14 protein-coding genes and 1 riboswitch are annotated in these 14,244 nt (G+C 36.7%); of the genes, 11 read left to right on the top strand and 3 right to left on the bottom strand.

The features are described 5' to 3' along the window. Nucleotides 1-157 precede the first annotated feature (157 nt). The 7 genes from LAU42_RS11875 to yidC all read left to right on the top strand — a co-directional run bounded on the left by LAU42_RS11875 (nt 158) and on the right by yidC (nt 6,083). A complete protein-coding gene (locus LAU42_RS11875; RefSeq protein WP_277601873.1) occupies nt 158-1,000 on the top strand; it encodes a LysM peptidoglycan-binding domain-containing protein in 843 nt (280 codons plus the stop codon). A 168-nt stretch (nt 1,001-1,168) separates the two neighbouring features. Beyond that, nucleotides 1,169-2,020 (top strand): LysM peptidoglycan-binding domain-containing protein, encoded by an 852-nt coding sequence (locus LAU42_RS11870; protein WP_277602369.1) that lies wholly within the window; start codon nt 1,169-1,171, stop codon nt 2,018-2,020. A gap of 84 nt (nt 2,021-2,104) precedes the next feature. Further along, nucleotides 2,105-2,200, top strand: a riboswitch (TPP riboswitch). Nucleotides 2,201-2,261: 61 nt separating this feature from the next. Continuing rightward, nucleotides 2,262-2,930 carry a thiaminase II gene (gene tenA, locus LAU42_RS10435; RefSeq protein WP_224183498.1) on the top strand — a complete coding sequence of 223 codons (669 nt, stop codon included), beginning with the start codon at nt 2,262-2,264 and terminating at the stop codon, nt 2,928-2,930. Then, nucleotides 2,930-3,718 (top strand): bifunctional hydroxymethylpyrimidine kinase/phosphomethylpyrimidine kinase, encoded by a 789-nt coding sequence (thiD, locus tag LAU42_RS10430; protein WP_224183497.1) that lies wholly within the window; start codon nt 2,930-2,932, stop codon nt 3,716-3,718. Before tenA ends, thiD begins: the two co-directional genes overlap by 1 nt. Further along, nucleotides 3,718-4,497, top strand: a complete 780-nt coding sequence (gene thiM / locus LAU42_RS10425; protein ID WP_224183496.1) for a hydroxyethylthiazole kinase — start codon at nt 3,718-3,720, stop codon at nt 4,495-4,497. The genes thiD and thiM overlap by 1 nt, the downstream gene beginning before the upstream one ends. A gap of 3 nt (nt 4,498-4,500) precedes the next feature. Continuing rightward, nucleotides 4,501-5,136, top strand: coding sequence for a thiamine phosphate synthase (gene thiE, locus LAU42_RS10420; protein ID WP_224183495.1), 636 nt, complete (start codon nt 4,501-4,503; stop codon nt 5,134-5,136). A gap of 86 nt (nt 5,137-5,222) precedes the next feature. Continuing rightward, complete coding sequence (yidC, locus tag LAU42_RS10415; protein ID WP_224183494.1) at nt 5,223-6,083, top strand: membrane protein insertase YidC; 861 nt, start codon at nt 5,223-5,225, stop codon at nt 6,081-6,083. Nucleotides 6,084-6,132: 49 nt separating this feature from the next. Here the strand turns inward: yidC and LAU42_RS10410 are convergent, their stop codons facing one another. Beyond that, nucleotides 6,133-6,768 carry an HD domain-containing protein gene (locus LAU42_RS10410; RefSeq protein ID WP_224183493.1) on the bottom strand — a complete coding sequence of 212 codons (636 nt, stop codon included), beginning with the start codon at nt 6,766-6,768 and terminating at the stop codon, nt 6,133-6,135. 74 nt (nt 6,769-6,842) lie between these two features. Beyond that, complete coding sequence (gene cls, locus LAU42_RS10405; protein ID WP_224183492.1) at nt 6,843-8,318, bottom strand: cardiolipin synthase; 1,476 nt, start codon at nt 8,316-8,318, stop codon at nt 6,843-6,845. A 188-nt stretch (nt 8,319-8,506) separates the two neighbouring features. On the opposite strand from cls, the gene LAU42_RS10400 reads away from it, so the two are divergent. Continuing rightward, nucleotides 8,507-8,641, top strand: coding sequence for an Lmo0850 family protein (locus tag LAU42_RS10400; protein ID WP_224183491.1), 135 nt, complete (start codon nt 8,507-8,509; stop codon nt 8,639-8,641). Between the two features lie 42 nt (nt 8,642-8,683). Here LAU42_RS10400 and LAU42_RS10395 read toward each other — a convergent pair whose 3' ends face one another. Continuing rightward, the gene (locus LAU42_RS10395; protein ID WP_224183490.1) at nt 8,684-9,895 is read right to left on the bottom strand and encodes an FtsW/RodA/SpoVE family cell cycle protein; all 1,212 of its coding nucleotides are present in this window, start codon (nt 9,893-9,895) and stop codon (nt 8,684-8,686) included. 158 nt (nt 9,896-10,053) lie between these two features. Here LAU42_RS10395 and LAU42_RS10390 point away from each other — a divergent pair, with 158 nt between their 5' ends. The 3 genes from LAU42_RS10390 to cshA all read left to right on the top strand — a co-directional run bounded on the left by LAU42_RS10390 (nt 10,054) and on the right by cshA (nt 14,193). Continuing rightward, nucleotides 10,054-11,124: a D-alanine--D-alanine ligase gene (locus tag LAU42_RS10390; protein ID WP_224183489.1), complete on the top strand. Its 1,071-nt coding sequence runs from the start codon at nt 10,054-10,056 to the stop codon at nt 11,122-11,124. A gap of 5 nt (nt 11,125-11,129) precedes the next feature. Further along, the gene (locus LAU42_RS10385) at nt 11,130-12,467 is read left to right on the top strand and encodes a UDP-N-acetylmuramoyl-tripeptide--D-alanyl-D-alanine ligase (RefSeq protein WP_224184797.1); all 1,338 of its coding nucleotides are present in this window, start codon (nt 11,130-11,132) and stop codon (nt 12,465-12,467) included. A 232-nt stretch (nt 12,468-12,699) separates the two neighbouring features. Next, nucleotides 12,700-14,193 carry a degradosome RNA helicase CshA gene (gene cshA, locus LAU42_RS10380; RefSeq protein ID WP_224183488.1) on the top strand — a complete coding sequence of 498 codons (1,494 nt, stop codon included), beginning with the start codon at nt 12,700-12,702 and terminating at the stop codon, nt 14,191-14,193. Nucleotides 14,194-14,244 lie beyond the last annotated feature (51 nt).

Here is a 14,244-nt window from a genome sequence, read left to right as displayed (position 1 = left end):
AAATTGATATGCTTTTGTAATATTTCTGTAATTATAAAACATCATTCTGTAACCAAAGAAATGTAAATTCATGATAAATTTATATCAATCAGAAAACGCAACTATAACTGAAAGACTAAATAAAAATTAAATGAATTTATCGGAGGCAACATATATAATGAAAAAATTTGCAACAGTTACAGGTATCGCTATTTTAGCTACAGGAATTACAGCACAGGCAGACGCGAAGGAACATAAAGTATCTCAAGGTGAGTCACTTTGGTCTATCGCTGATAAATATGATACAACAGTTGAACGTATTAAAAAGATCAATAAATTAGATTCAGATATTATTTTCCCAAATCAAAAATTAGAAGTATTAGTTAAAGGGAAATACGAAGTACAAAATGGTGATACTTTAGAAAAAATCGCTAAGAAATTTGATACTAAAGTAGCAGATTTAAAGAAATGGAATAAAATTAAATCAAATAAAGATCTTAAAGCCGGTAAAATGATTATCGTTGATAAAGAGGAAAAACAAGTTGTTACTCAAACAGCAGCACAAACACCAGTTTCAGTACAACCAGTAGCAGCTAAAGCAGCACCAGTAGTACAAGCGCCTGAACAAGCAACTGAACATACACAAGTACAACAAGCGCCAGTACAACAAGTACAGCAAGCAGCACCTGCTCAACCAGTAGTACAACAAACAGCTGCACATCAACAAGCGCCGGTACAACAAGCGCCGGTACAACAAGCACCAGTACAACAAGCAGCAGCACCAGCTGGTAATTCATCGATGGATGCACACTTACGTGTTATCGCACAACGCGAATCAGGCGGTAATCCAAGTGCTGTTAACCCAGCAGGTTACTACGGATTATTCCAATTCTCACCATCAACATGGGCATCAGTAGGTGGAACTGGAAACCCAGCAAACGCTTCAGTTGAAGAACAATGGAAACGCGCTAGAATATTATACCAAACAGCTGGCGCATCTCAATGGTCAACAGCTTACTAATAATAAAAAATGATTTCGTGTAATTGCGAAATCATTTTATTTTGTAGAATTGTAACATGAGTGTAACATAACACTTAATTCTTTATATAACTGTAACCTATGAAATATTTTAATTTGATATAGTATAGTTATTCAAAACGCATATAAACTCTAGGAGGACATTCCAAAATGAAAAAATTATTAGCGGTGACAACAGTATTTGCAGTAGGTGGAACATTCGCAGCGACTCAAGCTGATGCAGCTCAATATAAAGTAAAAAGTGGAGATTCATTATGGAAAATCTCTAACGAATTTAATACTTCAGTTCAAGCGTTAAAGCTTGAAAACAACTTAAAGTCAGATTTAATCATTGCTGATCAAGTATTAAATATTAATGAAACAAATGATACAAACAAATCATCAAACAATAGTGATGCAACATACGTTATCGTGCCTGGAGATACATTAGGTAAAATTGCATCTCAATATAGTGTAACAGTAGCACAGCTTAAAGCATGGAATGGTTTACAATCAGATTTAATCATTGCTGGAGACACATTAAAGATTAATGGTTCAGTTGGAACGCCTGTTTCAAACAATGTTCAACAAGCACCAGTAAATCCAGTAGCACAATCAACATACAAAGCGCCTGTTCAACCAGCAGTTTCAAAAACGACATACGAAGCGCCAGTTAAAAATCAAGTAGCACAATCAACTTATCAAGCACCTGTTCAACAAACAGTATATAGTGCACCTAAGCAACAAGTCACATATACAAAAACTCAGGCTGCACCAGCGCCTCGCGTTAACAATGGTTTAAACTGGTCAGCATTAGCACAATGTGAATCAGGTGGAAATGCTTCTATCAATACAGGCAATGGCTTCTACGGTATGTACCAATTTGATTTACAAACATGGCAAAGTGTTGGTGGTTCAGGATATCCACACCAAGCATCTGCAGCAGAGCAAACAAAACGTGCTCAAATCTTATATAACTCTCGTGGTGCACAACCATGGCCAGCATGTGGAGCAAGATTATAATTTATATTCAGAGCTTTAAAGTGAAATTCACTTTAAAGCTCTTTTTTGCATTAATTTATTAACTTAGTTAAACTATAAGTAAATGATACACACTAGGGGTGCTTCGTGCTGAGATGACGTCTGTCAAACCCTTTACCTGATCCGGATAATGCCGGCGTAGGAAAGTTGTGCTAAGTACCATTATGTGTATTTAACCTATTTCCTATACGGAGATAGGTTTTTTATTTTGAGGAGGAATTATATGTTTACAGAAGAGTTAAAGAAAGAAGTAGAACCAATTATCGAATCGATTTATAATGATCCTTTTATTCAGGGGATTATTAAAGGTGACTTGAAGAAAGACGCTGTATGTCACTACTTAAAGGCAGATAGTTTATATTTAAATGAATTTGCGAAAATATATAGTTTACTCATTCCTAAATTAAATGATAGAGAAGGAATAAAGTTTTTACTCGAACAAATTGATTTTGTTATGAATGGTGAAATTGATGCGCATTATACGTTGGCAAACTATGCTGGTGTAGATTATAAATCGTTGATTAAGGAAGGTGAGTGGTATCCATCAAGTGATCATTATATTAAACATATGTATTACAATGCATATCGTTACAGTGATGCGAGCTTTACGATTTGTGCGATGGCACCATGTCCATATGTATATCAGCAATTAGCATTGAAAATAAGAGCGCGAAATGACTTAACAAATAATCCGCTTAAGCCATGGGTTGAATTTTATTGCGTAAATATGGACGAACTTATCGGACACCTTGATAGATGGGTGAATGCGTTCAGTCAGACGGCTTCAGATGATGAGTTAGAAATATTAAGAAAGAACTTTGTTGAAAGTTGTATACATGAAAAACGCTTTTTTAATATGTCATATAATATTGAAACTTGGGAGGAATATTAATGAGAACAGCATTATCAATCGCAGGTACAGATCCTACAGGTGGTGCAGGAACAACAGTTGACCTTAAAGTATTTCAATCGCGTAGTGTATATGGTATGAGCGTCGTTACAAGCCTTGTTGCACAAAACACTTTAGGCGTTCAGCAAGTATTTAATCAACCGGTAGACGTAATTCATGCACAATTGGAGAGTGTATATTCTGACATCGTACCAAACGCTGTAAAAACGGGCATGCTTGCAACGAGTGAAGTAATGGACGTTGTAAGACCATATATTGAACGTCATAACATTCCTTATGTAATAGATCCTGTTATGATTGCAAAAAGCGGAGATTTATTACTTGATGAGCATGGCCAGAATGCCGTTCGTACGAAGTTGCTGGATCTTGCTACAGTTGTTACACCTAACATACCGGAACTTGAGACGATTATAAATATGAAGGTCGAAACAATCGATGAAATAGAACGTGCCGGGAAAATATTTATTAATGAAATTGGTGCACAAAGCGTATTAATTAAAGGGGGACATTTAAAAGGGGATGCAACGGACTACTTATTCACGAAGTCTGGACTGTGCACTTTGCCGGGAGAACGTTATGATACGAAACATACACATGGTACGGGATGTACATATTCAGCAGTAATTACTGCTGAACTTGCTAAAGGTAAGTCAATCGTAGATGCAGTAACTTTAGCGAAACATTATATGGATATGGCGATTAAGTATACACCTGAACTCGGGCATGGACAAGGTCCGGTTAATCACTTCAAGTTTCAGGAGGTAGAGTAATGCTTACACAACTACGTAATGATAATCCGCTTATTATTTGTATAACGAATGATGTTGTTAAAAACTTCACTGCAAATGGGCTGCTTGCATTAGGTGCCAGTCCTGCTATGGCGACAGAGCATAGAGAAATGGAAGAATTTTTAATGTACGCAGGTGGGCTTTTAATTAATATCGGTTCAATTGAAGAATCTCATAAAGAGAATATATTAAAAGCAGCTGAATATGCCAATAAACATAACGTACCGATTGTACTGGATCCGGTTGCATGTGGTGCATCAAAATTTCGTAAAGCATTCTGTCTCAAACTTATTCATGAGTATAACATTAGTGTTATTCGAGGGAATGCCTCTGAACTTGCGGCATTAACAGGAGAAGCATCAATGAAAGGAACAGATGCGGATGCATCGTTATCAACGGATATCGTCGCGAGAAATGCATATAACACATTTAAAACAGCAATTATTGTTACAGGAGAAGTAGATGCAATCTGTCAGGATGGACGTATGCATTTACTAAAACATGGTACACCGCTGTTAACTAAAGTGACAGGTGGCGGATGTTTATTAGGAGCAGTTGTTGCAAGTTTCATATATAATGAAATTAAACCTTCATTAGCGCTACTAACAGAGGCGGTTGCGACTTATACAATTGCAGCAGAGCGCGCAGAACAAAGTGCTAATGGGACCTTGCCAGGACATTTTGCTATGAATTTAATAGATCAGCTCTATTGTGTTCAAGAAGATGATATAGCAAAGGAATTACATGTGAAAGAAGTGTAGCGTATGTTTAATAAGGAAATGCTTCGTGTTTATTTCATTGCAGGAACTTCGGACGTGCCGGATGGTCAATTAGAAAATATACTGAAATCAGCACTGGAAGCGGGAATTACGATGTACCAGTTCAGAGAAAAGGGACCGCATGCACTAACTGGTGATGACAAAGAAGCGCTTGCGATTCGTTTATTTCGTTTGTGTAAAGCATACAACGTCCCATTTGTCGTTAATGATGATGTGCCACTCGCAAAGAAGATTGATGCTGACGGTATCCATCTAGGTCAGGATGATGAGAAGATTGAGAATATCATCGAAGACTTTAAAGGAAAAATTATCGGTTTATCCGTCGGTAATTTTGAGGAATATGACCAATCAGATTTGACGCACGTTGATTATATAGGTGTAGGACCGGTGTATGAAACAAGTAGTAAAAGTGACGCAAAGAAGCCAGGGGGCATTGAATTAATTCGTAAAATGCGTTTATATGATGAAGATATTCCGATTGTAGCAATCGGTGGAATTACTTCAACAAACTGTGAAATGATTATCGGTTCAGGTGCTGACGGGATTTCAACAATTTCGTCAATCGCAAGAAGCAAAAACATTCCGCAAGTTGTTACAGATTATTTACAGTATTATAAGTAAAAAGTAAAATATCATGGTTTTTGTTTATGTATGCAATAATTTATGATAAAATAACCTCTATGTGAATAATATTATGAGGTGAAAAAATGAAAAAGAAGTCGATATGGCTCCTAGTATTTACTGCAGCAATTGTTTTATCAGGCTGTGACTATTCAAAAGAATCAAACCGTAATGGATTTTTCTATGATACATTTGTACATCCATTAGATCAGTTAATCCACTGGTTAGGATCTCATATGGGACATAACTATGGTCTTGCTATTATTGCAATTACTTTAATTGTACGTTTAGCATTATTCCCATTCATGATGAAAACGTACCGTAACCAAAGTGTGATGCGTGAGAAAATGGCTTTAATCAAGCCACAGATGACAGAAATTCAGGAACGTGTGAAACGTGCACGTACACAAGAAGAGAAGATGGAAGCAAACCAGGAGATGATGGCGTTATATAAAGAAAACGGCATTAATCCATTAAACATGGGTTGTTTACCATTATTAATTCAATTACCGATTGTTACAGGATTATTCTATGTATTAAAGTATCCTACTGAAGGCGGCATTACGAAATATCCGGACTTCTTATGGTTTGATTTAACAAAAACAGATATCGCAATGACAATTATTGCAGGTATTGTATATGCAGTTCAGGCTTATGTATCTATGCAGAACATCCCTGATGAGCAAAAAGCACAAATGCGTATGATGATGTTCATTTCACCGATTATGATCGTGTGGATGTCAGCGATTTCACCAGCTGCATTGCCATTATACTGGGCAGTCGGTGGTGCATTCTTAGTCGTTCAGACATGGTTGGGTAATAAATTCTATAAAAAGAAAGTACACGAAGAAATTGCACCATTAATCGAAGCGCATGAACAGAATGAACGTGCGAATCAACCGAAGAATACGCAAGTAGTATCAAGTAAGAAGAAGAAAAAGAAATAAATAATAGAAAACGCGTTTTAGGAACTCAATTTCCTAAAACGCGTTTTATTTAAAATGGTTCGTGCCATTCTTTTTTAAATGTATCGATAAATTGCTGCATATACGCATTGCGTTCCTGTGCAATCTTTTTTCCGGTTTCAGTATTCATTAAATGTATGAGTTTAAACAGTTTCTCATAAAAGTGATTGATTGCAGTACTCTGATCGCGATAATTTGATAAATCTTTTCTAGGGAGAATCCTTTCATCATACATTGCTTCTCCAAATTTCCCTGCAAACATAAATGTACGGGCGATACCGATAGCACCGAGCGCATCTAATCGGTCGGCATCCTGTACGACAAAACCTTCTAACGACTTAAGTTTCCCTTCATTCTGTCCGCCTTTAAAGCTCATATAGCGAATAATATGATTAATTTCATCGATTTGCGCGTCGCTAATGTCAATTGTGCTGTAAAAAGCATTCAATCTATCCCATGCTTGTTGTTCATCAAATAATTTATCATCGACTGTATCATGTAATAATGCTGCCATCTCTACGATAAAGGGATTTGCATTTTCTTGTTTTGCTATATGCAGTGCGAGCTTTCTGACACGGTCAACGTGAGCGAAGTCATGCCCTGATGTGTCATCTTTATGTATGTGCTTCACAAAGTCTTCTGTTAGTTTGATAATATCATTGTTCATATTGTGAAAAATTCCTTTCTTTTATGTTTACATTTTAAAAAATGGCTGGGACAGATTTCTTCTGTCTCAGCCATTTATAATATTGGAGATATAAGTCGTGCAATGGCTTCCTTAATGCGAATCAGCATAACACGCTGGTCGTAAATTTCTTTCGTTAGTTGTGAAGATACACGTACATCTTCCTCGAAAGTTTTACGTAAATCTTTCGCAACGACATCATCGTATATAAAGGCGTTGACTTCAAAGTTAAGTTCAAAACTTCTGAAGTCCATATTTGCAGTTCCGACACTTGCGACTTCATCGTCTATAAGTACCATCTTCGTATGGATAAAGCCGTTTTCATATATGAATATGTTACACCCGACATCTAATAGTTCGCCGACATTAGAATACGTTGCCCAGTAAACAAATGGATGATCCGGCTTATTTGGAATCATAATATTAACTTCAACACCTGTCATTGCTGCAATTTTTAATGCATCTAACAATGAAGTGTCCGGTATGAAGTAAGGTGATTGTATATAAATGGATTCTTTTGCTGATGTAATCATCTTTAAGTAACCATTTTTTATATGTTGTGCAGATGAGTCTGGCCCACTGGATACAATTTGGATTCCGATATCTCCTTTACTTGTTACGTCAGGGAAGTACTTCTTATCGTAAGACATAAAGTCACGCGTGATTTGCGAGTTCCAGTCCATCATAAAGCGCAGTTGCAGTGCATTAACTGAATCACCTTCAACGCGTAAATGTGTGTCACGCCAGTAACCGAATTTTTTGTCGAGTCCGAGGTATTCATCACCAACATTAAAGCCACCAATATAACCGATTTTTCCATCAATAACGACAATTTTTCTATGGTTTCTGTTATTCATTCGGAAATTAATGAGTGGTAACTTAGAAGGGAAGAATGATTCGACTTGCCCCCCAAGTGCTTTAAAGTCTTTGAAACGGGATAATGAAAGTGTTCTTGAGCCAATATCATCGTAGAGCATTTTTACTTCTACACCTTCTTCAAGTTTCTTCATTAAAGCATTGATAATATCTAATCCGATACCATCTTTTTTGAAGATGTAGTACTGAATATGAATATGGTCCTCTGCGTTCTCGATATCCTCAAGTAAACGATCGAATTTCTTGCGGCCATCTGTTAATATTTCAACAGCGTTATCTGTCGTTAAAAATGATGAGTAATTGTGCAGCAGCATACGGATAATATTGCTATGCTTAATGATTTCATCAGAACGTACATTAATATTTCCTTTATCGATTGCGATGCGCTGTTCATTAACAATTTTTTCGAGGTCGATGCGATCGCTATCGTTTAACGTGAATATTGTATGATGTTTAATCTGACGCCCGAATAATAAGTATAGAATGAAGCCGATTATCGGAAGAAAGAATAATACGAGCAGCCAGGCCCACGTTGAACCAGCTTGTCGTCTTTCAAGAAATATGACAACAAACGCTAAAAAGATATTGAATATAAATCCGACAAAAAATAATATAGAAAAAATCTGAGAATAATCGATTTCCTGTAATTGGCTCAATGTATAACCCCCTAATGCTTTCTATTATACACAATTCATATTGTGAGTGATATGAAGAAAGCGTGTATGAATTTAACATACAGTTCATAAAATTATCAAAAAATTAACATAAATAAGTCTATAGTCCTATAGTCATATGGAAAAAAATCGGTTACACTATAAATAACAAATGGATTGGAGTGATTTGTATGAAACAATCACAAGAAAAAATTAAAAGCGTTGTCACTCTGCTTTCTTCATTAGGCGTTAATATTAGTAAAACGAAATCTCGTCTTGATGTTATGCGCACGTTACCGAATGTCGCACCTGCCAAGCTGAAATAAATACATAAGAAAATAAGAGATAGAGACGTATGTCTCTATCTCTTATTTTTCTTTAAGTTTCTTTAACTGTTCGGGGTTGGAGTGATAATAAATTGATAATGTAATACCTATACCACACATAAGCGACCAGAGGGCACTTCCACCATAACTGATGAATGGTAATGGAATGCCGGTAATCGGAACAACTTGAATTGTCATACCTATGTTCTGGAAAACGTGGAATGCGATCATACTGATAAAGCCAACTAAAAAGAATGATGAGAATGGCTTCGTTGTAACTTGTGCAAGACGTACAAGATGTGTGAATAACGCCAGGAATAATACGAGTACGATAATAGCACCGATAAATCCAAATTCTTCACCGATGATTGAGAAGATAAAGTCTGTATGGTTTTCAGGGATGTATACTTCTCCACCTTTGTAACCTTTACCAAATAAACCACCAGAACCAATTGCCTTCATGGATTCCATTAAATGAAACCCTTCTCCGTCGCTATACTGGCTGGGATTTAGCCATGAGTTAATACGGCCGAGTTGATAAGTTTGGATGCCGAGTAACTTCTCAATAAGTGCCGGCTTATAAATTACCATTAAGATGATTGAAGCACCTAATAGCGATACAGTGATAAGAAATGGCGCGAGAATTCTCCACGTAACGCCTGAAACGACAACAACACCGAGGATGATTGCTAATAGTACAAGCGTCGTTCCGAGGTCATTCTGAAGCAATATTAGAATTATCGGAATCAGCGAAGTTAATCCGATTTTAAGTAAAAGTGCTAAATCAGTCTGGAATGATTTATAATATGTAAAACGATTGTGGTCATATACAACTTTGCTTAATGTCAGCATTAATATAATTTTCATAAATTCAGAAGGTTGCAGACTCAGCTTACCAAAGAATACATACCAGCTTTTCGCACCATTAATAACCGGTGTAAATGATGATTCTGGTAATATTAATAATCCTAATAAAGCTAAATTACCAGCTATATATATGAAAAATGTCCATTTTTTAATGAGCTCGGGACTGACAAACATGATAGAAAGTGCAAGCGCGAATCCAAGTAAATAATATAACACTTGTCGCATGGCAAAATTTGTACCATATTGCTGACCGGTCATCGCAGAAGATATAATAACTAAGCTGATTGCGAAAAACGCTAAAATTAAAATGATGAGCCACCAGTCTATTCTTTCAATCCATGAACGTTTCTGTTTATTACGTGTCTTACTCGTCTTACTTGTTGGCATTTGATTACCCCTTATAAATAATTATAAATTTTATTATACATAATTCATCTTAAAGTATATATAAATATGTAACACGACTTTATTGCATATATGAAATGAAGTGCATGTATCATTATATCATGATAATATTATACTATTAATAGTTTGGAGGAATACATATGACAAAAGAACATATTTGTATTATATATGGTGGGAAAAGTGCTGAGCATGAAGTGTCATTACTTACAGCCCAATCCGTAATTAATGCGATGGATAAAGAACGATATGCAATCGATACAATTTATATTACAAACGACGGCGAATGGTTAAAAGGTCCAGCCATTACACAATGCATTGAAGATAGTGAGATATTAAGATTATCAGAATCAGATGGACAATCGGTTTCTGATATGCTGAATAAGTCAACGACGGGTCATAAGTATGATGCAGTATTTCCACTGCTTCACGGTCCAAACGGTGAAGATGGAACGATTCAGGGACTATTTGAAGTGCTGGATATTCCTTACGTTGGGAATGGTGTACTCGCTGCTTCAAGCTCGATGGATAAACTTGTAATGAAGCAACTGTTTGCGACACGTGGTCTGCCTCAATTACCATACGTAAGCTTTTTAAAGTCTGAGTATGAAGCACATAAAGAAAATATAATCTCGCTTGTTGAAGGCAAGTTAACGTATCCTGTATTTGTGAAACCGGCAAATTTAGGATCTTCAGTTGGAATTTCTAAATGCACAAATACTGAAGAACTCAAACAAGGTATTGAAGAAGCACTGCAATTTGATCGTAAACTTGTCATTGAGCAAGGTGTGGCAGCACGCGAAGTAGAAGTAGCGGTACTTGGTAATGAGACGCCTGAAACGACATTACCGGGTGAAGTGGTAAAAGATGTAGATTTTTATGATTACAAATCTAAATATGTAGACGGTCAAGTTAAATTACAGATCCCAGCAAATATTTCTCCAGAAATACAGACGACATTAAGGGATATGGCGATAGAAGCATTTAAAGCGACTGACTGTTCAGGATTAGTACGTGCAGATTTCTTCTTAACTGAAGATGAAAAAATTTACATTAACGAAACGAATGCAATGCCAGGCTTTACGAAATTCAGTATGTATCCTTTATTATGGGAGAACATGGGGAAAAGCTATAGCGAACTCATTACGGATTTAATCAACCTTGCAAAAGAAAGATATAACGATAAGAAAAATATTAAATATAAGATGGATTGATAATGATGATAAACAGAACATTAAAGTGGATTAGTGATCATGTAAATGGAACATTAAAGGCAGCGTTTGAAAACGTTCAAATTTCAGGTGTATCTATAGATTCCAGAAACATTTATGAAGGTGTGTTGTTTATTCCTTTTAAGGGTGAGCATGTAGACGGTCACCGATACGTAGAAGATGCCATTCAAAAAGGTGCGCATGCAGCACTTTGGCAAAGAGATGCTGGAGAAGCACCAGAGCATTTACCGATTATTATAGTGGATGATACACTAACAGCATTGCAGACGTTTTCTAAGGCATATTTAATGGAAGTTGCTCCGAAAGTAATTGCAGTTACTGGCAGTAACGGGAAAACGACAACTAAAGATATGATAGAAGCGGTACTTGCACCGCACTTTAAAGTGAAGAAAACGGAAGGTAATTATAATAACGAAATCGGTTTACCGCTTACGTTATGCCAGCTTGACGAAGATACGGAAATCTCGATTCTTGAAATGGGTATGTCAGGATTTGGAGAAATTTCATTTTTATCAACACTAGCGGAACCACACATTGCAGCGATTACGAATATCGGTGAGAGTCATATGCGTGATTTAGGCTCAAGAGAAGGTATTGCAAAAGCGAAATATGAAATTGTGGATGGATTAAATGGGCCATTATTCTACGATGGAGATGAACCTTTATTACAACCATTCGTCCAGTCGAATAAAGACGCACATCGCATTGGATTTAGCGAAGATAATGAATATTATATTCATGACTTAAAGACAATCGAAAATGAAATTGAATTTACAGTAAACAACAATATCTATAAAGTGCCGACAATTGGTAGTCATAATGCACGTAACGCAACGATTGCTATCGCAATCGCAAAGCATCTTGGGATAAGTGATGCACAAATAAATGAGAATTTCGCGCGCTTAAAACTTACAGGAATGCGCATGGAACAGCTTAAAGGAATGAATGGCGCAACGCTTATTAACGATGCATATAATGCAAGTCCGACGAGTATGAAAGCAGCAATTGATACGATAGATCAGATGCACTGTCAGACGAAAGTTATCGTCTTTAGTGATGTACTCGAGTTAGGTGAAGACGAAAAGATGTACCATGAAGCGGTTGGACGTTATATAGAAGGAAAGGCAATCGATTACGTATTTACGACAGGTGAGGCTGCAAAGTATATTCATGAAGCAGCTAAGCCGTTTGTAAACACAATGCATTTTGACAGTAAAAAAGCGGTAACAAAGCATTTGAAACCGATGCTGAATGATAAAACAACAGTTTTATTTAAAGCGAGTAGAGGCATGAAATTAGAAACAATTATTAATGAATTACTATAGCGGAAAATAAATTTTAAAAACGATATATGGATGATAAAAGTGAGTAATTGCAACACATTGCAGTTACTCATTTTTGAAAAATATGTGACAAATACCGTGTTTATCATTTGTAAATTTATTCATATGGTGCTACTATAGAGAAGTTGAATAAGTGGGTAGTGAAAAATTACCCGATATTAGGACATTGCGTAAAGAACGCAGTAATTTAAGGAAAACAAAAGGAGAAATCATATTGCAAAAATTTAGAGACCTAGGTATCAGCGAACCTACCATAAATGCGCTGGAGAAGATGGGATTTACAGAACCTACACCGATTCAAACGGATAGTATCCCTCATACAATGGCAGGCCGTGACGTATTAGGCCAAGCGCAAACTGGTACTGGTAAGACTGGTGCTTTCGGAATTCCTTTAATTGAAAAAGTTAAAGGCCGTGAAGGGATCCAAAGTTTAATCCTGGCGCCGACACGTGAATTAGCAGTTCAAGTTGCAGACCAACTTAAAGCATTCAGTCGTGGACAAGGCGTTCAAGTTACTACTGTATTCGGTGGTATGCCAATCGACCGTCAAATTAGAGAACTTAAGAAAAAACCTCAAATCGTAGTAGGAACACCAGGACGTGTTATCGACCATTTAAACCGTCGTACATTAAAAACTGAAGATATTAACACGTTAATCTTAGACGAAGCTGATGAAATGATGAACATGGGATTCATCGATGATATGCGTTTTATCATGGATAAATTACCAAAAGAAAATCGTCAGACGATGCTTTTCTCGGCAACAATGCCTAAAGCAATTCAGGAACTTGTTCAGAAGTTCATGAAAAACCCGATTATCGTTAAAACGATGACAAACATCGATTCAGACCCTTCAATTGAAGAGTTTTATACAATCGTTAAAGAATTAGAGAAGTTCGATACATTTACAAACTTCTTAGATGTACACCAACCTGAACTTGCAATTGTATTCGGACGTACGAAACGTCGTGTTGATGAATTAACGAGCGCTTTAATTTCTAAAGGTTACCGTGCAGAAGGTTTACACGGTGATATTACTCAGGCGAAACGTCTAGAAGTATTAAAGAAATTTAAAAACGATCAAATCGATATTCTTGTTGCGACAGACGTTGCAGCACGTGGATTAGATATTTCAGGTGTAACACACGTATACAACTTTGATATCCCACAAGACGTTGAAAGTTATACACACCGTATCGGACGTACAGGTCGTGCGGGTAAACATGGTATGGCAATTTCATTCGTAAACCCGGTTGAAATGGATTACATCCGTCAAATCGAAAAAGCGAAGAATCGTCAAATGCAGGCATTACGTCCACCAACACCAGGTGAAGTAATGAAAGCACGTGAGCAGGATGTTAAATCTAAAGTTAAAGCTTGGATTGAAGTAGATACAGAAGCGCGTATCGAATCAATCGCAAAAGAATTAATTGAAGAATATGGTGATGTGAAATTAGTAGCATCATTATTACAGGAATTAATTCAATCTAACAACGATGTTGACGTTCAGTTAACATTTGAAAAACCACTTGGTCGTAAAGGTGGCGGTAAATCTTATCGCGGTGGCCGTTCAGGTAACCGTTCTGGTGGTGGACGCAACCGTAAAGACGGTAAAGACAACCGTCGTAAAGCATTTGATCGTGGGAATAAAGGACCGAAAGCGAAAAAGTCATTCAAAGGCAGAACATTTGCTGATCATAAGAAGTAATAATTAAACGGCTAGGACGAAAGTGTTCTGCCACAAGCAAAACCGGACGAA

It is taken from the genome of Macrococcus armenti (assembly GCF_020097135.1).
GTDB lineage: Bacteria > Bacillota > Bacilli > Staphylococcales > Staphylococcaceae > Macrococcoides > Macrococcoides armenti.
Note: the sequence above shows the minus strand (reverse complement) of the source record. Positions and strands in the feature narration are given on the sequence as shown.

Bases quoted from the DNA above. Each gene is read 5' to 3' on its own strand.
- thiM (WP_224183496.1), top strand. From the start codon at position 3,718: ATGCTTACACAACTACGTAATGATAATCCGCTTATTATTTGTATAACG.
- LAU42_RS10410 (WP_224183493.1), bottom strand. From the start codon at position 6,768: ATGAACAATGATATTATCAAACTAACAGAAGACTTTGTGAAGCACATA.
- LAU42_RS10395 (WP_224183490.1), bottom strand. From the start codon at position 9,895: ATGCCAACAAGTAAGACGAGTAAGACACGTAATAAACAGAAACGTTCA.
- tenA (WP_224183498.1), top strand. From the start codon at position 2,262: ATGTTTACAGAAGAGTTAAAGAAAGAAGTAGAACCAATTATCGAATCG.
- LAU42_RS11870 (WP_277602369.1), top strand. From the start codon at position 1,169: ATGAAAAAATTATTAGCGGTGACAACAGTATTTGCAGTAGGTGGAACA.
- thiD (WP_224183497.1), top strand. From the start codon at position 2,930: ATGAGAACAGCATTATCAATCGCAGGTACAGATCCTACAGGTGGTGCA.
- LAU42_RS11875 (WP_277601873.1), top strand. From the start codon at position 158: ATGAAAAAATTTGCAACAGTTACAGGTATCGCTATTTTAGCTACAGGA.
- yidC (WP_224183494.1), top strand. From the start codon at position 5,223: ATGAAAAAGAAGTCGATATGGCTCCTAGTATTTACTGCAGCAATTGTT.
- LAU42_RS10390 (WP_224183489.1), top strand. From the start codon at position 10,054: ATGACAAAAGAACATATTTGTATTATATATGGTGGGAAAAGTGCTGAG.
- LAU42_RS10400 (WP_224183491.1), top strand. From the start codon at position 8,507: ATGAAACAATCACAAGAAAAAATTAAAAGCGTTGTCACTCTGCTTTCT.
- LAU42_RS10385 (WP_224184797.1), top strand. From the start codon at position 11,130: ATGATAAACAGAACATTAAAGTGGATTAGTGATCATGTAAATGGAACA.
- thiE (WP_224183495.1), top strand. From the start codon at position 4,501: ATGTTTAATAAGGAAATGCTTCGTGTTTATTTCATTGCAGGAACTTCG.